Source organism: Haloglycomyces albus DSM 45210, from assembly GCF_000527155.1.
GTDB classification, from domain to species: Bacteria; Actinomycetota; Actinomycetes; order Mycobacteriales; family Micromonosporaceae; genus Haloglycomyces; species Haloglycomyces albus.
This window is the reverse complement of sequence record NZ_AZUQ01000001.1, coordinates 1,258,408-1,281,154: the sequence shown is the minus strand read 5'-3', so window position 1 is coordinate 1,281,154 and position 22,747 is coordinate 1,258,408. Positions and strand designations below refer to the sequence as shown.

General features: G+C 62.3%; 9 protein-coding genes. 5 read left to right on the top strand and 4 right to left on the bottom strand.

The window, feature by feature from the left end:
* Positions 1-9: 9 nt before the first annotated feature.
* Genes HALAL_RS0106000 through HALAL_RS0105985 form a run of 4 tightly spaced genes read right to left on the bottom strand, consistent with a single transcriptional unit; the run spans position 10 to position 19,374 of the window.
* On the bottom strand, positions 10-1,341 hold the full coding sequence (locus HALAL_RS0106000; RefSeq protein WP_211240434.1) for an aspartate aminotransferase family protein: 1,332 nt from the start codon (positions 1,339-1,341) through the stop codon (positions 10-12).
* 57 nt (positions 1,342-1,398) lie between these two features.
* On the bottom strand, positions 1,399-1,638 hold the full coding sequence (locus tag HALAL_RS0105995; protein WP_025273134.1) for an acyl carrier protein: 240 nt from the start codon (positions 1,636-1,638) through the stop codon (positions 1,399-1,401).
* Between the two features lie 10 nt (positions 1,639-1,648).
* A complete protein-coding gene (locus tag HALAL_RS0105990; RefSeq protein ID WP_035534392.1) occupies positions 1,649-3,487 on the bottom strand; it encodes a beta-ketoacyl synthase N-terminal-like domain-containing protein in 1,839 nt (612 codons plus the stop codon).
* 2 nt (positions 3,488-3,489) lie between these two features.
* Positions 3,490-19,374 carry a non-ribosomal peptide synthetase/type I polyketide synthase gene (locus HALAL_RS0105985; RefSeq protein WP_156937624.1) on the bottom strand — a complete coding sequence of 5,295 codons (15,885 nt, stop codon included), beginning with the start codon at positions 19,372-19,374 and terminating at the stop codon, positions 3,490-3,492.
* Between the two features lie 927 nt (positions 19,375-20,301).
* On the opposite strand from HALAL_RS0105985, the gene HALAL_RS0105980 reads away from it, so the two are divergent.
* From HALAL_RS0105980 to HALAL_RS0105960, 5 genes are all read left to right on the top strand, one after another.
* A complete protein-coding gene (locus HALAL_RS0105980) occupies positions 20,302-20,574 on the top strand; it encodes a hypothetical protein (RefSeq protein ID WP_025273131.1) in 273 nt (90 codons plus the stop codon).
* A 336-nt stretch (positions 20,575-20,910) separates the two neighbouring features.
* Positions 20,911-21,168, top strand: a complete 258-nt coding sequence (locus HALAL_RS0105975) for a hypothetical protein (protein ID WP_025273130.1) — start codon at positions 20,911-20,913, stop codon at positions 21,166-21,168.
* A 20-nt stretch (positions 21,169-21,188) separates the two neighbouring features.
* The gene (locus HALAL_RS0105970) at positions 21,189-21,443 is read left to right on the top strand and encodes a hypothetical protein (protein ID WP_025273129.1); all 255 of its coding nucleotides are present in this window, start codon (positions 21,189-21,191) and stop codon (positions 21,441-21,443) included.
* Between the two features lie 40 nt (positions 21,444-21,483).
* Complete coding sequence (locus HALAL_RS0105965; RefSeq protein WP_025273128.1) at positions 21,484-22,086, top strand: hypothetical protein; 603 nt, start codon at positions 21,484-21,486, stop codon at positions 22,084-22,086.
* Positions 22,079-22,630 carry a hypothetical protein gene (locus tag HALAL_RS0105960; protein WP_035534389.1) on the top strand — a complete coding sequence of 184 codons (552 nt, stop codon included), beginning with the start codon at positions 22,079-22,081 and terminating at the stop codon, positions 22,628-22,630. The genes HALAL_RS0105965 and HALAL_RS0105960 overlap by 8 nt, the downstream gene beginning before the upstream one ends.
* Positions 22,631-22,747 lie beyond the last annotated feature (117 nt).

The window sequence follows — 22,747 nt, the reverse complement described above, 5'->3', positions numbered from 1 at the left end:
TTTCCGGGTTTAGAAGATTTCGTCGATGGACTGCTTGGCTTCACCAAGCGCTTTTCGGGCGTGAACCTGGAAGTACTCGAGGTCCACGTCGGACAGTTGGACGTTGGGGTAGATGCGGGAGATGCTCGATATGAGCACGCCGTGCCGCTGCAGCGCCATGGCGACGATGATGTCTTTGCTCATGAGCTCGAAGTCGTATTGCCCCGGGTGCTCCAGCGGTTGTTCGCAGCAGTGGAAGGACGACACTCCGGGAGGTCCCTGCACAACCAGCGGAAGCCCCGCTTCGGCGGCCTCATCGCGCAGAATCGTCTGCAGTTTCTCTCCCCGGCGGTGCATGTTCGTCACGGCCGCTTCGTTACCGCGCGACAGGATCTCGAAGGTGGCCCTCACCGCCGCGCTGCCGAGGGGGTAGCCGTTGTAGGTCCCGGCATGGATGACCTTTTTGGACTCGATCAGTTCCATGATCTCGCGTTTACCGGTCAGAGCCGACACGGGAACTCCGCCTCCGCCGATCGCCTTTCCGAAGGTCGTCAGGTCGGGAGTGACCCCCAGGCTCTTCTGGGCACCGCCGACTCCCATGCGCATACCGGTGATCATCTCGTCAAAGATCAGCACCACGCCGTATTCGGTACACAGCTCGCGCAGCCGCTCCAGATAGCCGGGGCGCGGTTCGATGGACCCACCGTTGACGCACACCGGTTCGGTGACCACGCAGGCCAGTTCCTCGCCGCGTTCCCGGAAGAACGACTCCACGACGTCGATGTCGTTCCAGGGCAGCATGTACGACTGGTCGGCCATCACATCGGTGGCGCGTCCGGCGGTTCCCTTGTAGTCGCCCTTGAAATCGATGGGGACGGGATTGCCACGGTCGACCGTCCGTCCACCCATGATGTTGTCGGCGTTACCGTGGTAGTGGTTTTCGAACCGCAGGAAGCGGTTGCGTCCGGTGTGAGCGCGCGCCAGACGCAGAGCCGTCTGGAGAATCTCGGTTCCGGACAGTCCGAATCGGATCATCTCCGCCGACGGGATGTGGCGGTGCATCAGTTCGAGCGGTTCGGCGTCGAAGTCGGTGTGACTGACACAGAGCGCTCGACTCATGGCCTCCTGGAGTGCCTCAATGTATTCCTCATGCCCGTGCCCGAGGATCATGGCTCCGAAACGGGCGTACAGGTCGAGGTATTCGTTTCCGTCCATGTCAGTGAGACGGCTGCCGTGCCCGTCGGTGAAGTGCAGAGGCACCTCCTCCCAGGGCATGTTGAAGTTGTAGTGGACTCCGCCGGGCAGGATTTCCTTCAGGCGTTCGTGATACCGCAGGTTGGCGGTTTGAGGTTCGTGAGTCACGAGGTTCCTCCTCTGTATCGGGTGGGGAAACGCCGCTGACGGCGCGGATCGGGAGGCTTATTCGAATTGATCGGCGAGGTATTCGCTGATGTCGGAGACGGTTTTGAATTCGAAGAGCGCCACGGGATTGATGTCCATGTTCAGCTCCTTACGCAGACGGTTGATGATCTTCAGAGCCTGCACGGAGGAGACGCCGAGTTTCATGAAACTGGCATGCTCGTCGATCTCACCGGGCGACATCGACAATTCGGTGGCGATCTCCTTGGTGAGCACGTCTTTGATGTGTTCTTCGGTCATGTCGTACCTTTCAGTTCGTCAGCCAATGCTGGCGTCGGGCAAAGGGATAAGGGGTGAGGCTGAGGATCGTCCCGGTTCCGTTCGGGAAGAAGGGTTCCCAGTCGACTGGTGCACCGTGGAGGAACAGTTCGGCGGCGATGTCGTGCCGCGTCCATCGCGGGTCGATCACCACCGTTCCGTCGGTGGGCGCGGTGTCGTTGCAGGAGACGGCCAGCTGGTTGGACTTCGGTGTCTCCTCGCTGACGCGGACCTTGCACGACAGCATGTCGCGCAGAATCTCTTCGTGCGCACTCGCTTCCGGACCCGGACGGAGCAGAACGCGGCGTACGGTCTTCTCCTCCGCGCTGAAACGAAGGCCCGAGAGTCGTGTCGCGGCGCTGTCGATCCGGGCCGTAGCGCGCCATCCGTAACCGGGCCGGAACCGGGCCAGAGTCATCGCCAGGTTGTAGGGGTCGACGGACCGCGTCTTCAGGTAGTCGCCGAGGTCGTCGATCATTCGACGCAACGCCTCCGGCGTTTTGGCCGAGAAACACAGGAGAGGCTCGGGCAGGTGGGTACCCGTGCGCTCGCCGTCGCCCTCTTCGATGACGAAGTGCACGTTGGTGCCGCCCAACCCGAGGGAGGTGACCGCGCCGACCCGCGGTTGGTCGTCCACTCGCGGCCACGGACGCGCCTCGGTGACCACGTCGAACGGGGTCTTTTCGATCTCCAGAAGCGGGTTGATCGTCTCCATGTGCAGGCTCGGGGCCATCTGTCCGCGTTCCAGACTCAATAGGAGTTTGGCGAGTCCCGCGCCTCCGGCGGCGGCGAGCAGGTGCCCGATATTCGACTTCACCGCTCCCAGGCCGACCTTGACGTCACCGAAGTCCTCCTGCCGGTACACCTGCGACAGGGCGTTGACTTCGATGGGGTCGCCGATGCGTGTTCCGGTTCCGTGCGTTTCGACGTAGCGGATACGGGTGTGGTCGACACCGGAGGAGTAGGAATCGCGGATGACCTCGGCTTGACCGCGCGGGTTGGGGGCCATGATGTTGAGCGAGGAACCGTCGTTGTTGATCGCGTCGGCCAGAATCCGCCCGTAGATCTTGCGATTGCGCTGCCGGGCGATGTCCTCGCGCTCCAGCACGCACACCACCGCGCCTTCGCCGAGGAGAGTACCGTCGGCCTCCTCGTCGAACACCCGGGTGTGCGAGTGAGCGGTGGTGATGCCGCCGCAGTCGCACAGCAGGGAACTGTAGGCGGCGCTAAGGAGGTTGGCCCCGGCGACGACGGAACCCTCGCAGTCCTGGTGGCGAATGGAATCGGCCGCCTGGGACAGGGCGGTGAGGAAGGACGAGCAGGCGGTGTCGACCGACATGACCGGACCGGTGAGATTGTACTGATGGGACAGACGAGCCGCCAGCGCGCTGTTCATACTGTTCATGATGGTGCGGGGATGGAGGTCGCCGATACCGTTGTCCTCCATGTAGCGGCATACCTTGGGAAAGTACGAATTTGTGCACAGCGCGCTGAAGACGGAGTAGCGCCGGGCGTCGTTTCGGCCCGCCTCCAATAGCCCCGCGTCGCATACGGCGTCGTAGGCCAGCTCCATCACCATGCGGTGCTGTGGATCCATGAACCGCGCTTCCTCGTCGTCGATTCCAAAGAACTCCGCGTCGAACAGGTCGATGCCCTCGACCTCGCCGATCGTGTCGTGCCAGTCCGGGGTACGGGTCAAGCGGCGGCGCTCCTCGCTCACCGGTCGAGTGCGGTCAATGCCGTCGATGAGCAGATCCCAGAATTCGTCCTGGGTGGACGCTCCCGGCAATCGCAGGGACAGACCGGTAATCACAATGGACGGGTCGGTCATGGTCATTCTCCTTTCGATTCCCGCGTCGGCTCTCCGGCGATCCACTCCAGGTGTAGGGATCGGTCGTCGTGCCAGACGTTGAGCTGGGCGGTCGCCAGGGCGGGCCCATCGGCCGTATGACGCGGCACTTCGGATTCGGCCAGGTAGCCCTGGAAGTTGAACAGCACCAGGTCAAGTCGTCCCCGGTCGTTCCAGTAGACCGAGTCCAGGCCCTGGGCCGACGCGTCGAGGTCCGGACGGGCCGCCAGCGAGTGCAGGTAATGGAGGCCCTTGTCCCGAGCGGCGGCCAATCGTTCGGCCACCGCCGGTTGATCGTGGCGGCCGTGAAGGAGCACGGGAACCACGTCCAGGAACTCGCCGACGCAGTCGAGATAGCTCTCTCCGGCCCAGCGACGGCAGTCGGCGACGACACCGATGGCGACCTGAGCACGACCCGTCGTCTCGGCCAATTGGGAGTGCACCGCGCTCAAGGCCTGTTCCAGGGGGTTCTCTCCGCGCAGCGGAACGCTGACTCGTTCGGACGGCAGGACGTCGCCTGGTTCGGTCACCGCCTTGGTGACGGCGGCGTTGGAGGCGAGCCACCCGGCATAGTCGAACGCCGTCGTCTCGGCGCTCCAGTCGGGGCCCGCGTCGAGTGTGGCCAGGAATCGGCTGTACGGCTGCGCGGCGGGGAGCTGTTCGCCTCGGACCAGGCGCGGCAGTTCGCCACGCAGTAGTCCCGCGCTGAAGCCGTCGAACACGCCGTGATGGAACGCCCAGATCAATCGCACGGTCTCGTCGGACTCCCGTACCATCACGCAGCGCCACAGTAGACCGTCGCTAAAGGTCCCCTCCTGCAAGGCGAGCGCCACGGAGTCGGTGAAGTCGCGGACCTGTTCGCGATCGAGACCACGGAGGTCCTGCACGGTGAACAGCGCCGATAGACCGTCCATCGCCGTCGGCGGGAGGACGTCGAATTCCTCCCCGGCGCCGCGGGTGCGGAGGGCCTCGTGACGCATCGCCAACGCCGCCACGGCCTCCTTCACTTCCGCGTCGGTGACGCCGGTGACGGTCTGGATGAATCCGCCGGACTCGGTGCCGCCGTTGCGGTGTAGTCGGGCAACGGCTCCCATGTCGAAGTGGTAGGCGGCTGTTTCGGTGGCGAAGGCGGCGGCGACGCGGTGTCCGTCCTGGGCCGCCCAGTCGACCATACGGTGTAGTTGTGCCTCGGAGAGGGATTGGCGGTCGCCTGTGTCGGGCGCGGACTCGCTTGGGGCGGTGGGCCGTAGGATCTCTGACAACGTCTCGGCGGTCGGATGGCGGTACACGTCGCCGACTTCCAGTTCCCATCCCGTTTCGCGCAGACGGCGGACGATCGCGATCGCTTGGAGTGACTGGGCTCCGGCGTGGAAGATGTCGTCGGTGGCCGTCATGGTCGGTAGAGACAGTATCTCGCGGAAGACGGTGAGGATCTCGGAGTCGGAGTCGGCGTCGCCGGCCGGTTCCGCTTGTGGTTGTTCGACGTCCTTGCTCAAGGCCGCCAGTGCTCGGCGGTCGACCTTCCCGTGTGAGGTGATGGGCAGTACGTCCATCCACTTCAGACGGTTGGGCACCATGTAGTGCGGGAGTTTCGCTAGGAGCGCTTCGCGCAGTTCGGCCTCCGTGGGTGCACTGCGACCGGTGTAGAAGGCGGTGAGAACGCTGTCGTTGCGTTCGGTCGTGTGAATGACGATGGCGTCGACGACTCCGTCACGATCGCGCAGAACCAGTTCGATCTCGGACGGTTCGATCCGGTATCCGGCGTGTTTGACCTGGCGGTCGGTGCGGTCGACGTAGATGAGACGGTCGGCGTCGTCAAGGAAGACACGGTCTCCGGTGCGGTAGACGCGCCGGTCGATATCGCCGAGGGAGTCGGTGAACTTTTCGGCGGTGAGTTCGGGGCGTTCGTGGTAGCCGAGGGCGATCCCCTGCCCTGCCACGCATAGTTCACCGACGACGCCGCGCGGTACTTCCGTCCCGTCGGGGTGCACGATGTAGAGGTCGCGGTGGGCGCCGGGGTGTCCGATGGGTATGCGGACCGGGTCCGGGGCCTCGTCGATGCGGTAGTAGGTGGTGAGAATGGAGACTTCGGTGGGGCCGTAGGCGTTGTAGAGTTTTCCGGGCCCCATCACCTCGAAGGCCGCTTGCGCCGCCCACGGCTGCATGGCCTCTCCGCCTACGTACAGCGCGGAGACGCCGGCGAGTGCGGCGGGATTTTCGGCCATGAGGAGGTGGAAGACGGCGGTGATGAGCAGTCCCTTGTCGATGCGTTCCTCGCGCAGGAATTCGGTCAACAGCCGCATGTCCATGTTGTGCTCGTGGCGTCCCATGGCGAGGGTGGCACCGTTGAGGAAGGCACTGTAGACGTCGTACAGGGAGCCGTCGAAGGTGTAGGCGGTGAGGTGCATGACGCGGTCGCCGGGGCGGCAGTCGATGTAGCCGCTGTCGACGGTCGTGCTCAGCACGCCTCCGTGCGTCAACAGGGTGCCTTTGGGCTCGCCGGTGGATCCGGACGTGTAGATCATGACCGTGGGGCTGTCGGCGGTGAGACCGGTCGGTGCCTGGTAGGGACCGGACAGGTCTTCGGGACGGTAGGCGGTGACTCCCTCGGGCCAGGCGTGTGCTGCGGTGTCGTTGCAGAGCACGACGGGCGCGCCACTGTCCCGCAGGGTCATGGTGACCCGTTCGGCGGGGGTGTCGGCGTGTAGGGGTATTTCCACCGCGCCGCATTTCATGAGGGCCAGGCGGGTGAAGACCTGTCCCGGGTCTCTGTCGAGGAGGCAGAGGACGTAGTCGCCCACGCCGACTCCGGCGGCTTGGAGTCCACCGGCCATGGTGTCGGTGATGCGGTCGACGTCGGCGTAGCGCCATTCTCGTTGTTGCCAGCGGAACGCGGGACGGTCGGCGTGCCGGTGGAACGATGCGCGGATCCGGTCGAGCAGGGACTCGGTGAACACCGGCCGGGGTGGAGCCGTCAGCGCCGCGCGACGGCGGCGGTATTCCGCGTCGGATTCGCAGCGCAGTGAGGTGATGGCCTGGTCGGCATGCGCCGTCATCGCGCCGACCAGTTGGTTCAGCTGCTCGGCGAGACGGGCGATTGTGGCGGGGTGGAACAGCTCGGTGCGGTATTCGATGTCGATGGAGAAGTCGTCGTCGCGCTCGGCGACGTTGACGACCATGGTGTACTTGCTTTTCATCTGCCCGGGCGGCATGGCCTCGAGCCGTACGCCGTCGATGTCCAGCTCGTCGGTTCCCGTTCGTACGTAGTTGAACACCACGTCGAACAGGGCGTTGCCGTCTTCACCGGGCCGCAGGCCCAACTCGGACAGGACGGTTTCGAAGGGAGCGTTCTGGTGTTTGACGAGCTCCAGCGTCGCGTCGCGCGAATCCGCCACCGCCTGGGTCACGGTTCGTTCTGAGGCGTCGGTGACCTTCAGCGGCAAGGTGTTGACGAACATGCCGATGATGCCGTCGGTTCCGGGAAGGGAACGTCCCGACAGCGCGGTGCCGAGCACGAATTCCCGTTGTCCGCTGTACAGACCGAGGATTCTGGTGACTGCGGTCAGAAAGACCATGTACGGCGTGGCTCCGCATTGCCGTGCGAGTTCGGCGACGGTCGCCTTGTCGGTGGCGCAGACGAAGGTGTGGGCGTCTCCGTCGAACGACTCGGCTCCCGAGGGCGTGGTGTCCAGGGGCAGTTCGAGTGTCGGGGCGTCGTCGGCCAGCATGTCGGTGAAGTAGGAGATGTAGTAGTCCAGTTGGCCGGCGTTCTCCCGCTCTTCCAATTGTCGGACGTAGTCGGCGTAGCGTAGAGGCGCTGCCGACAATTCCTTGCCTTGCAGGGCATCGGCGATGTCCTCGGCGAGAATTCCCAGCGAATGCTGATCGCCGATGATGTGATGCATGTCGATGAGCAGGTAGTGGTGCTCGGCGTCGACCGACAACACCTCCACGCGCAGCAGGGGTGCGGTGGCGAGGTCGAAGGGCTCCGGTTCGGCCTCGAGGCGCTCCCGCGCTTCGGCTTCGGTGGTCGCCACGACGGAGACGACGTCGGGCACGTCCTCCTGGACGCGTTGGACCAGTTCGCCGTCCTCGAGGTGGAAGGAGGTGCGCAGTTGGTCGTGTTTGGCCACGACGGCGCGGAATACCTCGCGAAGGTGTTCGGCGTCGAGTCGACCGGTGACGCGGTAGGCGACGGCGAGGTTGTAGGCGGTGGTGTCGTTCTGCAGCGCGCAGACGGCGTACATCCGTTTCTGGGCCGGCGAGGTCGCCGATACGGCTGTGTCGGACTCCGATTCAGGCGAAACGGCATCGGCCGAGTCGTGCGGTTCGGGTGCCTCCTGTCCGGCCAGGAAGTCCCGGATCGCGCCATAGCGTGCATCGGCGAAGACGTCTCCGACGCCGAGCGATAGTCCGGTGCGTTTCTCGACCAGCGAGCACAGGTGGACCGCCGCCAGCGAATCGCCACCGGAGGTGAGGAAGTCGTCGTCGATTCCCGGTTCGCTTCCCAATACCTCCTTCCAGGCGTCCCGCAGGGCCTCGTCTCCCGCCGCCGAGTCCACGGTGGATTTTTCGGTCGTGGCACCGAGGTCGCTCCAACGGATGTCGGAGACCAGCCGCCGCCGCTCGAAGGCGTATCCGGGCAATGGGATACGTTTCCCGTTCGCGCAGAAGCGCTTCCTCTCGATGTTTTCTCCGTGGACCCATTGGGAGGCGAGTACTCGCCGGAGTGTCGAGGTATCGAGTGGCCCGTCCAGTACCGTCGGCGTCGCTGCCGAGCTCTCCCCGCGTCCCGCGGGAACGCGACCGGATTTAAGTGCGTTCATGGCTTCCCCGGAGCCGATGTCGCCCCGCGCGTAGGCCGTCGCGATCCGTAGTAGTCGTCCTGCCCCGGATTCGGCGTGGAGGCAGCGTGGCCCGGCGATGCGGATGAGCGCCACGCGCGTCACGAACTGCGCGATACGGTCGATGGCCAATTCACTCGAGGGCTCCTGGAACACCGCTGTGCGCAACGCGATACGCAGTCGGTCGTCGAAGACGCGCAGTTCCCGCTCGACCGCGTCACGGAAGTCCGTTCCCAGAGGCCCGGTATCGGCACCGAGTTCACTCGATACCTGTAGTCGCACACTATCGGAGGCGGCGATCGCTATCGGGGGATCGGACGGTTCGATCCACTCCAGCGGTCGTCCCGGCACGGCTCGTGCCACGGCGCGTGACGCGAATTCGGCGCGACCGCGCGCCAGCGTATGCGACACGTCCCGTAGGGACGGACCGGTACGGCAGAAGTCGTCCAGGGACGTCTGCATCCGACGCCGGGAGTCGTCGGTCCGCGCCGACACCGGGTAGAGGCACTCGCCCGTCTCCGACTCGTCGGTTCCGTCCTCGCGCGGCGGTGCGGCCTCCAGTATCAGGTGCGCGTTGGTGCCGCCGATGCCGAAGGAACTCACCGCCGCCAGGCGGACTCCACCCTCGGGTGCTGACCTGTCGGTGGGCACGTACAGCGACCCCGAAGTGTCGATGGCGTCGTTGAGAGAGGTGAAGTTCGCCAGTGGTGGGACGTCGCCGCGATGGAGAACCCCGACGGCGCCGAGGAACCCGGCCACACCCGCCGCCGCGTCCAGGTGTCCGACATTGGCCTTCACCGCGCCGAGAGCGCAGGGGCCGCCCTTGCCGTACACGTCCGAGAGTGCTTCGTACTCGATGGGATCGCCGAGTTTGGTACCGGTGCCGTGGGTTTCCACATAACCGACGTCGTCGGCGTTGACGCCCGCGTCGTCCAACGCAGAGCGGATGACCTTCTTCTGTCCGCGCACGCTCGGAGCGGTATAGCCCACTTTGCTGCTGCCGTCGTTGTTCGTCGCGCTTCCCGCGACGACGGCATAGACGTGGTCGCCGTCTTCGACGGCCCGGTCGAGCGGTTTCAATACGACGATCCCGCAGCCTTGGCCGGGAACGGTACCGTCGGCGTCCTGCGAGAACGGGCGGCACACTCCGTCCCGACTGAAGATCATGCCGTCGTTCCAGGCGTAGCCTTCCTTCCTGGGGAAGTTGAGGGCCACCCCTCCGGCGAGCGCCATGTCGGCCTCGCCCTGACGCAGGGACCGCACCGCTTCGTGTATCGCCACCAGCGAGGTGGAACAGGCCGTCTGCACGGTGGCGGCGGGTCCGGTCAGGTTCAATTTGTAGGCGATCTTGGTGGCGAGGAAGTCCTTCTCGTTCATCGTCATCGCTTCGAACGCGCCCATGGGGTCGTCCTTGCGGTCGAGGAATCCCGCCATCCAGGCGAAGTTGGTTCCACTGCCGACGAAGAGTCCGATGTCCCCGGGGTATTGGCCGGGCACGTGCCCGGCGTCTTCCAGGGCGTGCCAGGCCGTCTCGTGGAGGAGCCGCATTTGCGGGTCCATGGTTTCGGCCTCTTTGGTGGAGTATTGGAAGAACTCGGCGTCGAAGGTGTCGGCGGCGACGTATCCGCGAGCGTTGACATAGCCCGGGTCGGCGACGGTCTCCGCGTCGATCCCCGCTTCCCGAAGGTCGTCGCGGCTGAAGCGAGAGACGCCCACGGCCCCGTTCCATCGGGATTCCCAGTGTTCGGCCACGTCGGCCGCTCCCGGAAGCACACCGGAAACGCCGACCACGGCGATCTTTTGTTCCGCGCCGGTCGGTTCGGGATCGTCCCAGCTGTCGAATCCGGAGAGCGCGTCCACGGTGATCTCACCTTCCTGGTCCTGGTCGGGTGTAGTGCCCGGCTGTCCCAGGGCCCCGGCCAGACTGTGTGGGGTGGGGTTTTCGAAGAGCGTCACAAGCGGCACCTCCATCGCCAGCGTTTCGTCGAGGCGGTTGTTCACGAGCATGAGTTTGTAGGAGTTTCCGCCGACGTCGAAGAAGTTGTCGGTAGCGTCGACCGGGTGGCCGAGCACCGCTTCCCAGGCGGAGAGGATGGTCTGCAGGACGTCCCCGGCGGCACGCGCGGGAGGACGTGCGTCGGCCGCCGGGGACGCCTCGACTGTCGCGACGGTGTTCTGAAGGGCCCGACGGTCGACCTTTCCGTTGGGCAGCTTCGGGATCTCCGCCACGCGCGTCATGCGGGTGGGTGTCATATAGCGTGGTAGCGCGCGGTCGATCTCGGTCTCGATCGCCGTCGTGTGATCGGCGGCGTCGGCGGAGCTGTAGTACAGGACGAGGTCGGTGTCGTCGACCGTCGCCACCGCGTAGGACACTCCGTCGGCGCGCATCGCGGTCTTTTCGATCTCGCCGAGTTCGATACGGTTGCCGTTGAATTTGACCTGATGGTCCAGGCGTCCTTTGAGGGCGATCTCGCCGTTGGGCAGGCGCACTCCCACATCGCCCGTGCGGTAGACGCGCAGGTGAGGCAGTTCGGCGATGGTCGTGAAGGCCCGCTCGGTCTCGTCGGGATTGTTCGTGTAGCCCACCGCGAGACCTTCTCCGGCAATGCACAGTTCACCAGGAACACCGTCGGGCCGGATCATGCCGTTGTCGTCGACGATCAGCACCGCCGCTCCCGATACCGCGCTTCCGATCGTGATCTCGTCGTCGGTGGTGAATTCCTTGATCGTCGCCGTCACGGTCGTTTCGGTGGGGCCGTACATGTTGAACACGCGGGCGTCCGTCTCGGCGCGCAATAGCTCCAGAAGGTTGGGCGCGAAGTGTTCCCCTCCGCAGACGACCATTCGCAGGGCGGGCAGTTGGGCACGGAACCGGCGATTGCCGCACAGGGCGGCCATCTTCGACACGGGAAGTTGAATGTGCGTGACCTCGTGGGCGGCGATGCGACCGGCGATCGCGGCCGCGTCCTTCTGTTCGTCGACGGGACACATGTGCACGCGTGCGCCTGACGCCAGTGGGATCAGGCTTTCGAAGGTGAAGATGTCGAACGTCGGGTCGGCCAAGGCGATGATGGTGTCGCCGGAGGCGAACAGTTCCCGTTCGGAGTGGTCGCGCCACAGGTTGACGACACCGCGCTGTTTGACCGCGATGCCCTTGGGTTGTCCGGTCGACCCGGAGGTGTAGACGAGGTAGATCGGATCGTCGGCACCGACCGCCGGACCCTCGAACCGTTCGGCTTCGGCGTCTCGGCATGCCTCAATATCGAATACCGTGGCTATTTTTGTGGTGACGTCCAGGCCGTCCGGAGCGAAGGCGAACCTGGGCCGCACGTCGGCGATGATGCGTTCGTGTCGGTCCGCCGGTTGAGTCGGATCGAGGGGCACATACGCGCCTCCCGCCTTCAAGATCGCCAACTGGGCGATCACGAGATTGACATCCCGCACAGCGAACAGCGCGACGGCCTCTCCTACCTCAAGACCGCCGTCTCGCAGCCGGGCCGCCCAGGCGTTGGCGAGCCCGTCGAGCCGGGCGCGGGTGTAGGTCTCGCCGTCGACGTCCACCACGGCCACCTCATCCGGACCGTCGGTCGCGGCAGAGGCGATGACCTCGTGGACGGGGGTGAATTCCCGACTGCTCGTCCGTGCTTCGATCGCCCGCAGCTCGGCGTCGGAACGCAGAGAAACGCGCGACAACGGTTGCGACTCGTCGGCACACGCCCGGTGGAGCAGAGTCTCGAAGTATCCGGCGAACCGCTCCATCGTCGCCCGCTCGAACAGTTCGGCGGCGTAGTCGAAGTGGACGGTCAGACCGTCGGACTCCTCCATGCAGGTGATCACCAGATCCATACCGACCGCCAACGGCATCGGCTCGATCGGCTCGGCCGTAATACCGTCGATCTCCAGGTCGTGGTGCTCCATATTGTGGTAATCAAAGGAGATGTCGAACAACGGGTGGCGGCCCGGCTCGCGAGCCGGATCCAACCTCTCCACGAGACGCTCGAACGGCACCTCCTGATGGGTGAGAGAGTCCAGAATCGACTCACGACTCTCCGCGAGGTACTCACCGAACGAGGCGGTTCCCCGTGGTCGCAGCCGGATCGGCATCATATTGACGAACATCCCCACCATCTCGCGGGTCTCGGCTCGCGTCCTCCCCGTCACCGGGGCCCCGATCACCAAGTCGTCACCATCGGCGTAACGCGACACCACCGCGCCCACCGCCGACAACATCGCCATGAACGGCGTCGCATTGTGCTTCTCCGCCATAGACTTCACCGCCGCCACGCGCTCCGCGTCAAAACGCAGCGTCACGCGGTCGGCCCTCGCCTCGCTCTGTCCACGAGGCCGATCAGGTCGCAGTAGTTCGTCTGTCGGTACGTCGGCCAGCGCCGCGACAAGATGATCTTCCGAACGCGCCAAGGCCTCATCGTCACTCCGCCGATGAACGTCCTCGGCGTAGTCGATGTACTGCAACGACAACGGCTCCAGTTCACCCGCGTACAGACGACTGAAGTCACGTGTCAAAATCTCCGCCGACACGGCGTCGGCGATAATGTGGTGGATGTCGAACAGCAACAGGCTTCCCGCAGCGCCGCCGTCGACGATCTCCATCCGGAACAACGGGCCGCGTTCCAGGTCAAAAGGCCGCACGAAATCGGCCAGCACACCGTCAACCGCGTCCGCCGAGACGTCATCGCCCCGCGTGAAACGAAGCGGCAGATCCGCCACGTCGTCAACCGGCGACACCCTCTGGCGCACTTGACCGTCACGCATCAGAAACGTCGTCCGCAACGGCTCATGCCGAGCCACCAAACGATACAGCGCGGTGCGCACCCGCTCGGGATCCAACGCCCCACGCAGCAAAGTAGCCGACGGCATGTTGTAGATCAACTGACTCGGATTCATCCGCGCCGCGATGTACATGCGCGTCTGCGCCGGACTCAAAGGATGATCCTCCACGCGCTCGGCAGGCAACAGCGCCGCCGACGACGCGGTCTGATCAAACCGCTCCGCCAGAGCCGCCGGTGTCGGAGCGGCGAAAATATCGGCGACCGTCACCTCAATACCCATCCGACTCTCCACATGCGCCGACAACCCGGTCGCCTTCAGAGAGTCGCCCCCAAGAGCGAAGAAGTCATCGTCAGCGGCCACCTCGGGATAACCCAGCACGTAACGGAAGGCCTCCCGAAGACCGTCCAAAGCGTCACCCGTCGCCGGAACCGCGACCGACCGTTCCGTCTCCGGTGCGGGCGCAACGGCGATCTCCGTGTCCTGCGGATGATCAAGAGCGTCAAAAACATAGCCCGGCAACGACACCCGCCGCCCGACATTATGCGCACGCCAATCCAGATTCAGGCCCGCACTCCACAGACGACCCAAGGCGTCAAAGAAACGCGCCTCATCCGCCTCGGTCTCTCCGATATGACGCACCATGCTCACGAACACCTGGTCGGAACGCCGCTGGGGATCATGTGCCGCAAAGGTCGACAAACTACGACCGGGACCCAACTCGATTCCGAACAACGCACCGTCCGCAAGAAGCGTCCGCAGACCGTCGGTAAAACGAACCGGATCGGTGATGTGCTCGCCCCAGTAAGAGGGAACGGTCATCTCCCCAGGGCGAACCAACCGCCCCGAACGGTTGGACACAATAGGAATAGATGGATCATAGGATGTAACCGTGTCAATGAGAGACTCGAACTCCCGAGCCGCCTCATCCATCATCGGAGTATGGAAAGCATGCGAGGTGTGCAGCTTACCGCCGACCAAACCATGCTCTTCCAAGCGATCCACCACGTCACCGAACGCCTCCCGAGTCATCCCCAGAACCGAACGCTCCGTGGAATTGTCCAGCGACACCCACACGCCCTCGAGGCCGGCCACCGCCTCACGGACCCGATCCACCGAGCCCGCCACAGCGACCATTACACCCGGCTGTTGCGCCTGCATGAGACGACCGCGCTCGCGAACCAGCATGGCCGCGTCCTCCAGGCTCCACACTCCCGCGAGGGTGGCCGCCGTCAGTTCCCCGATACTGTGTCCGATAAGGACGTCCGGGGTCACGCCGTAGGTCTCCAGGACCTTCGCCATCGCGTATTGCGTGCTGAACAACGCGAATTGGGACCATTCCGTGCGGTCGATGCGGCCATCGTCATCGGGACCGTAGACCACGTCTCGGAACGTCTCGGACTCCGCGTCGGACAGGCAGGCGATGAGTCGATCCATCCAGTAGCGGAAGGTCACGCCCGCATGGCTGTCACTGCGGTACAGTCCCAGTCCCATCGCGTGGTACTGATTGCCCTGGCCGGAGAAGAGCAATGCCGTTCTGCCGCCGTCGACACTCCGTGCGGTGGACGCTGCGGCGATCCTCTCCACCCAGGCCTCGGCGTCTCTGGCCCCGTGGGAGGCGACCACCATCGACGCCCGGTAGGGAAGTTCGGCGCGCCCGTCTCGCAAGGTCAATGCCGCGTCGCTGAGCGATACGTCGGCGTGCTCGGCCAGGTGGCGCACCACCCGCTGGGAGGTACGTTCCAGGGCTTCGGGACTGGCCGCCGAGAACTGCAGCAGTTCGTAGGGATTGTCGTCGGTCATTTCGATTTCCGGTGCCTCTTCCACGATCATGTGCACATTGGTGCCGCCGACGCCGAAGGAGTTGATTCCGGCTCGCCGCTTCGACGCCTGCCAGGCCTGCCCTTCGGCGGTCACTTGGAACGGCGTGGATTCGAACTCCGCCGCAGGATTGGGTTCCGCGAAATTGCGCGTGCCCGGTAGATACCGATGTTTCAGACTGAGGGCCACTTTACTCAGTCCCACCGAGCCTGCGGCCGAATCGGTGTGTCCGACGTTGCCCTTCACCGAACCCAGCAGGCAGTGCCCGGTCGGGGCATTCGTAAAGACGCGCGACAGTGAGGCGACCTCGATCGGGTCTCCTAGAAGCGTCCCGGTGCCGTGTGCCTCCACATAGGTCACACTGGCCGGGTCGATCCCGGACGACTCATAGGCGGCTTGAATGGTTTCGTATTGACCGTCCTCGCTTGGGGCGGTGTAGGAGGCCTTGCGACCGCCGTCGTTTCCGACCGCCGATCCCTTGATCACGGCGTAAACCGGGTCACCGTCGCGCAACGCCGACTCGATCGGCTTGAGCGCAAGCAAGGCGGCACCATTGGAAAACACCGTCCCGGCCGCCTCGGCGTCGAACGGTCGACAGTGCCCGTCGGGTGACAGCATCATGCCGTCGACGTAGCGATACCCGCCCTCGTTGGGCAGCTCCAGGGTCGCTCCCCCGGCAACGGCCACATCGCACTCTCCCAAACGCAATGACTGCACCGCTTGGTGCACCGTCATCAACGACGTCGAGCATCCCGTAAGGGTGGACATCGACGGGCCCCGCAGGTCGAATTTGTACGACAGGCGGGTACTCAAGAAGTGGTTGGTGGCCAAGGTGAAGTTCTGATAGGCGTCGCCGAACGCGGAATCGGCCAGCAGCGCACGCTGATACCAGGCGAAGTCGTCGTTGCCGCCGGCGAACACGCCCACTCGGCCCGGAAGCGACATCGGGTCGTATCCGGCGTCTTCCCATGCCTGCCAGAAACACTTATACAGCAGACGCAACTGCGGTGAGCTGGCGTCCACTTCCGACGGCGGAATGCCGAAGAGATTGTGGTCGAAGGAGTTGACCCCGTCGATACGGCCTCGGGCCTTCACGTAGTTCGGATCGCGCAGGTCGCCGTCGGGCACTCCGAGTTCGGCCAATTCCGCGTCGTCGTAGAAGGTGATGGATTCCTGCCCGTGGCGGAGGTTGTCCCAGAAATCCCGCACGTCGGAGGCACCCGGAACCTGAATACCGATACCGATGATCGCGATATCGCTCTGTTGCCGTGCCCGGGTGTAGCTCGTGACCTCTTCGGTCGTGGTGTCACCGATCAGGCGTGCCTGCGCGGCGACACTGTGATGCTTCAGCAGTTCGGTGATGCGAATGTCGCGTCCGAATTCCTCGCGCAATTCGCGTTGCAGGGTCATGAGGCTGAGCGAGTTTCCACCTTGGTCGAAGAACGACGCGGTCACATCGACGTCCGCCGTCCCAAGGACACGACGCCACAGACCGGCGATGCGTTCCTCATGAGCTGACGCGGCAGAGCCGGTGGACTCCCGTACCTGCGACAGCAGTTCGGCCAGATCCCTACGATCGAGTTTGCCCGCCGCCGTTGTCGGCAGCGCCTCCAGTTTCAACAGCGGCGCGGGAATGAGGTGCGGCATCAGCGTCTCGCCCAGGGCATCACGCACGTCTTCAGGCGTGACTTCTCCTCGGGCGGTGAAGAATCCCGCCAAACGGCTCGGCGTGACACCCTCATCGACCACGACCGCCGCCTCGACGACTCCGTCCACGTGGAGGAGGGCCTGCTCGATCTCGCCCAACTCGATTCGGACTCCGCCGACTTTCACCTGCCGATCCATGCGCCGCATGAAGGCGAAGCGACCGTCCGCACGAAGGTATCCGAGATCGCCGGTGCGGTACATGCGCCGCATATGGGCTGGATCGGATTCCGGATCGAAGAAGGGATTCTCGACGAAGCGGTCGGCGTTCAACTCGGCACGGTTCAAGTATCCGAGCGCGACCCCGGCTCCGGCGATACACAGCTCGCCGGGCACGTCGATTCCACACTCGGCACCGTTCCGATCGAGCACCAGTATGCGGTAGTCGTTGAGCGGCACACCGATCGGCGCTACCGCATCGGTGTCATCGGCGGTGACGGTGCTGTGGGTGGCCCACATGGTCGCCTCGGTGGGGCCGTAGACGTTTTCCAGCGAACATTTCAGTGGCAGCTGGAAGAATCGCTTCACAATGTCGGCGGTCAGCGCTTCTCCCCCGCTGAACACGTATCGCAGGGGCGACAGCGCCTCGGTCCGCCGGTTCGATCCGGCGGCGTCCAAGGTAACGCGCAGCATGGTCGGCGAAAAGTTCACGTGCGTAACGCCTTGGGCCGCGATCGCGTCGAGTACCGCGTCCGGATCGCTTTCGTGCCCGACCGGCAACATGGCCAAACGTCCGTCTCCGACGAGCCAGCCGTACAGTTCGGTTCCGAAGATGTCGAAGGTGAACGCCGTCTTCAGCAGATAGACGTCGGATGCCTCCAGGGGAAAGCGGCGTTCCAGGTCCAGGGCCGTGTTCTGCACATTGGCGTGACTGATGACCACGCCTTTCGGCTCGCCGGTGGACCCCGAGGTGTATTCGATGTAGAGGACGTCATCGGCATGAACCTCAACCTGAGCCACCTTCTCATGGATTTCCATGCGCTGTTCGGCATGCAATGCCGAGAGGTCGTCCCAGGTGTCGAGGTTCAGCCGTGTCACGTCGTCGGGGAGTGCGATATCCGCGTCCGACGTCGTCAATACCACCGAAATGTCGGCGTCCGAGGCAATCCGCTCCAAGCGCGATGCGGGCATGTTGTCCGACAGCGGCACATAGTGGCCCCCGGCCAGCATCGTTCCGAAGAGCGCGGAAAGCAGATTCGCGCCCCGGGGTAGGAGCACGCCGACCGACCGGCTGTCGTCACCGATCGCTGCCAAGAGCCTGTGTTGCACCAGGGCCGCCGCATCGTGAGCCCACGCGTTGGAATAGTCCCGCGTAGCGTCGGACCAGGCGATTCGATCGGGATTGCGAACGGTCTTGTCCAGGAACACCTTCCCGAGATGGGTCGGTTCCCAGTCGAAGTGATGTGACTTGGACAGATCCGCCAGCAACTCGGCGGAGCCCGCGTCCATTTGAGGCCGCAGAGCGGCAACCGGCTCGTCCAAGGAACCGGGCAGCTCTTCCAGGAGTGCGAGGTAGCGTCCGGCGAATCGGGAGGCCTTATCCTCGGTGAGGGCCGATTCTTTGTACTGAAAGACCAGTTCGGCATCGTCACCGATCTGTTCCACCAGCACGGTAAACTTGCCGGGGAATTGCACTCGGTCCGACCTCACTGCACCGAGGACGCCGTCGGGATAGGCGTCGTATCGATCCTGAATGAAGGTGACATCGTAAATCCCATTCAGAGCGGGGTGATCCGACAGAAGCTCCGTCACCGGATATTCGAGATACTTCCAGCTATTGATGACCTCGGTACCGAGGTTTTCCAGCATGGTGCGGACCGTCTGACGGGGTTCGGCATCAATGTGGACGGGAAGTGCTTTGATGAAACAGCCGATGCTCTGCTCCATGTCAAGCCCAGGACGATCGGCGAAGGGCGTGGCCACCGAGACGTGATCGGCGTGAGCGTACTGTGACAGCAACAGGCCGAACATTCCCAGGTACAGGGTGAATTCGGTGATTTCGGCTTCCCGCGCACATTCTGCCAAATCCGCTCGGAGCCGATGATCGAGCGGAAGGCGCAACTCACGGCCCTCGGAGTCGTCGCCAGACGAGTCCAACCAATGCGACAGGTCCGGGGTCTCCTGGCGACTAAGATTGTCCTGCCAGTAATTGCCGTACTTCGTCGCCTTTCGATCCGACAAGCCCTTGGCCTGCTTCTCTTGATACGACTGAAATCCGGTATCGACGACGGTTGGACTGTGCGGCTCAAGCTCATCCGCCAGCGAGAGGGAGATGACACGCTCGGCCATGAGGCTCAAGGAGAGTCCGTCAGCGATCAGATGGTGTCCGACGATGATGAGCCGGTCTTCATCCGGAAGTCGACAATGCACTATCCGGAACAAAGGCGCTTCCCCCGGCTCGAACGGAAGCCGAGCCGCATTCTGAACGGTTTCGTCCAGTTCCTCAGTATGTTCACGCAAATCCACAAAGGAAACCGGTGGCGCAACCGACTTCTCGACATGGTAGGAGACGCCGTCACGATTGTTTCGTACCGTACTTCGCAGCGCAGGCTGCTCAGACATCACGTGGCGCACTGCCGATTCGCATTGTTCGGGCGCAAGAGGAGCAATTCTCAGGTGCAGGACAACGTGGTAGTCGCAGGCGTCCCGCACTTGACAGTCAAAGTACAGGCCCTGCTGAAACGACGACAACGGCAGGGAGGACTCGGGCATGATCACACGGACCCTTTCAGCATCGCTTTACGGCGCATACTAATCAGTCAGTTTGTTATCCGCGCACCCTCGCAGAGGCGACGGGACGCGGAACGGGCAATTCCAAAAAGTCACGTCACCCAAAGGTGATGAATAGTCCATAAAGGGCACAGGCGGGCACGTAAGGGATTCTCACCATGTAACGCACTATACATGGCATAAATATTAATATAGCCCTGGGTACATTCGATGATTATAAATATTCCCTCGCTATGGACTATATAAGTTACTCTCAAGTTAGAGTAACGCTGAAGACACCCAGTTGTAACTCAACGATATACACGATAATTCGATCGTTACCCAAGCTAATCGCCCTGAGCTCCACGAATTGTATTTATTTCGACATTTCGACTACTATATGGTTTATTAACTGTTCATTCTCGAAGAGGCATGATTGCAATTCTTACGCACGAGTAATGAGATGTATACTTATTCAGTTTTGTGTATAATATATAGGTTAGTAAACGCCACGGCCCCCATGGTTCTTCGCCCGACCGGACTCACTGACCGCCGTCACGCCGAGCCTGTGAAAGCAATAGTGGTGTGCGCCAATAGATTAGGGTCGCCCGGGAGCTACCTCGACCACGTTCTCCGACCCCCTCAAATCAGCGGTCATCACATGACAGGTCGAATAACTTCCAGCAAAGAAAGGAAGTACATTTGTCAGCCGGATCAAATCTGGACTGGCGAACGTAAATATGATTAATCCGGATTCATTAGTGCGCAGGAGGCGTATCCACGACTTTCATCTCGTGGGGACATCGGGAAAATCGTAATTGCCGGTGTGCTGGGCACTGTAGAGCGGGTCGCGGTAGTCGGACCATCGATAACTCAAGGCAATGGACGCAAGGCTGTACGACCAATCCTCATCCTTAATACGATCAACTCATGACTGAAAAGCCCTGGCCACCTTGCGATCTCTGCGGGAGGCCGTACGACCCGACGTTCATGACCGGATTGCCGTGTCGAGTGTTCAGTCGTACCGACGAAGTGAGACCGGGATGCCCACCGCAACAGGAAGACCGGGACCAGCTCATGAAGACGGTCATCGAACGGGAAGGATCTCGTTCCAGCGGGTGCGCGGTTCTGGTATTGGCATTCGCGGCCATTCCGATAGCTGTACTTGTGTTGGTGGGAGCCACTACCATCTGGTGGGCATAGAAGCCCGCGTTCTTCTTCGACCCTAACCCGACCAACCAGCAATAACCGCTCCTACGGATTCAACACGATACAGCCGAAGCCACCCATGTGCAGGTCCGGATTGAATCATGCAACGAGTTCCGGGAGACCAAACAAGGTGAGTTCGCGGCATTACGTCTTTCCATCCTTCTCTGCGGCCTGGTGCTTAAAAGACAAGGAATACCTGGTAAAACGTCTATTTGAAGCACCCATCCAGGAGCAAATGTCAATAGCCCCAGTCACTTTGCGGTTGTGTGCACTCGCTACGCTACTAATTGTAAGTGACCCACGCGTTATGACAGGAAGCAAGGTTTCACTATGTCAATTGGCGATGTCAAGAATCAAGTCCAGCAGGGAATGGAGTACTCGAACGAGGCGAGCGGCATGTTGGAAGGCGTGCGCTCAAAGATCGAGGAAGCCATGAACGCAGTGAACGCTGCGACCCAAGAGACGAGCAACCCACTGCCCGGCGAACAGATCTCTCTGTATCAGACGGCGTTCGAACAACTCGAGGAAGCCGCCCGAACTCTCCAGGAGGGCAATACGAGAGGCGAAGAGTTCAATAGCTCTATTTAAAAGGAAGTGAGTTCTCCCCGGTGACTTTTACAGTAAAGCTTGATCTGGAAAACGCTGTCGACCAAATGGGGCAGATTCAAGGCTCGGTTAGTGCCGCCGGTTCAGCCTATGAAGGCGCTCAGGGGGCGTTGTCGTCGTTGGCGGACGGTTCCAGCAACAGCGACGCCGCTGAAACGGTAGGGGCTCTATCGCGTAGCGGTCAGGAAACAGAATCGATTAATGCTGTAATAGGGCAAGCTATAACGGCTGTCGAACAGTATAAAGAGACGATCTAACGTTAAGCCATCCGTACTGGCGTGCAAGGAGGTTCGCTGAATGGCGAAATCAATTATTCCGGTGGGGTTTTCCCTCGGTTTCGAAAGCGACGAACCGAAAGATGTGGGCACGTTCCTCATCATGGTCGGAAAGGAAATGGAGGAGGTAGACACTGTTTCCTGGTATACCTGGATGGCCGCACACGACGATAGTGTTCCTTATGGAGACATCACGCGACGGTCGCTCGTTCCCATGGTGAGAGCGGAGCTTACTAAAGTAACGAACGACCAGATAATCGAGGCCATCGACAAACTGTTCTCGATCGGTGCGTTTTACGAGATCGATATCGAAAACGGAGACCTCGAGGCGTTCTTTTCCAAAGTTCACATGATACCTACAGCTCAATGTTTCGGCAGGTCTCCCGACGATAAAGACATGTTCCGTCTAACGATAGACGCTGGTGACACATGGATGGATGTAGACGGATGGACTCAAGCCATTTGGTTCGGATCGCATCTAGATGGATCGATTTGGGAAGTATGCAAGGACATGGCTTCTGGAGAGACCAAAAAGACTCCGTATGAAGTCGCGCAGCACTTTATTCCCACCATGTTCGACATGTTGAATAATACGTACGGATTCTTGGAGCCAATAGATGGGTAGTTTTGGAAGCCGTCGAAATACAAATTCAAAAGATCGTAAACTTAAAAAGAAGCGCCGCATAAAAGATCGCGGAATGATGTTTGGCGACATGTCGCACAACCTCTTCAATGCGACATCAACACTGGTGGGCGGTGCATTTGGCTTGCGCGCTGGTGGGCCCGTCGGTGCGGCAGCGGGTGCATCGGCTGGAGCCGCGATCGCCGGAGGTGGGGCCGCCTACCTCAAGCATACGGTTGCGTCGTTTGTGAACTCGAAGTCGTCAGGTGCGTCAGTGGGCAGCTTCGCAAGTATGGGCGAGGCTAAGTCAGCGATTCACGCGGTGGCAGACACAGTGCGCACTGAAGCAGATGCTCAAATTCAATCCGGGCGTGGCCAACTGGAAGAAGTGTTGAGCCTCGTTCAACAGGCAACAGAGGGATCGAGTAATAGCCTTGTCTCAGATGCGATAGATGCCATTCAAGACGCTTTGTCGCGCATGGATGAGGCCCTATCTTCATCAGCTGCCGCCAAGTCAAGCGCCGAATCCTGGGCAAACGGACTTTAGCTCTTTCGCCGCAAATGCCTCGGCCTTCCAATTCAGACTTCAAACCCTCTAGAGCACGAATGGGAGTCGATCAAGCGTTATCGACTCCCATTCATTTGCCTCAAGAGTTCAGAGGTC

Excerpts from the sequence above, each read along its gene's own strand:
- HALAL_RS0105995 (WP_025273134.1), bottom strand. The coding sequence starts at position 1,638 with ATGACCGAAGAACACATCAAAGACGTGCTCACCAAGGAGATCGCCACC.
- HALAL_RS0105990 (WP_035534392.1), bottom strand. The coding sequence starts at position 3,487 with ATGACCGACCCGTCCATTGTGATTACCGGTCTGTCCCTGCGATTGCCG.
- HALAL_RS0105985 (WP_156937624.1), bottom strand. The coding sequence starts at position 19,374 with ATGCCCGAGTCCTCCCTGCCGTTGTCGTCGTTTCAGCAGGGCCTGTAC.
- HALAL_RS0105980 (WP_025273131.1), top strand. The coding sequence starts at position 20,302 with ATGACTGAAAAGCCCTGGCCACCTTGCGATCTCTGCGGGAGGCCGTAC.
- HALAL_RS0105975 (WP_025273130.1), top strand. The coding sequence starts at position 20,911 with ATGTCAATTGGCGATGTCAAGAATCAAGTCCAGCAGGGAATGGAGTAC.
- HALAL_RS0105965 (WP_025273128.1), top strand. The coding sequence starts at position 21,484 with ATGGCGAAATCAATTATTCCGGTGGGGTTTTCCCTCGGTTTCGAAAGC.
- HALAL_RS0105960 (WP_035534389.1), top strand. The coding sequence starts at position 22,079 with ATGGGTAGTTTTGGAAGCCGTCGAAATACAAATTCAAAAGATCGTAAA.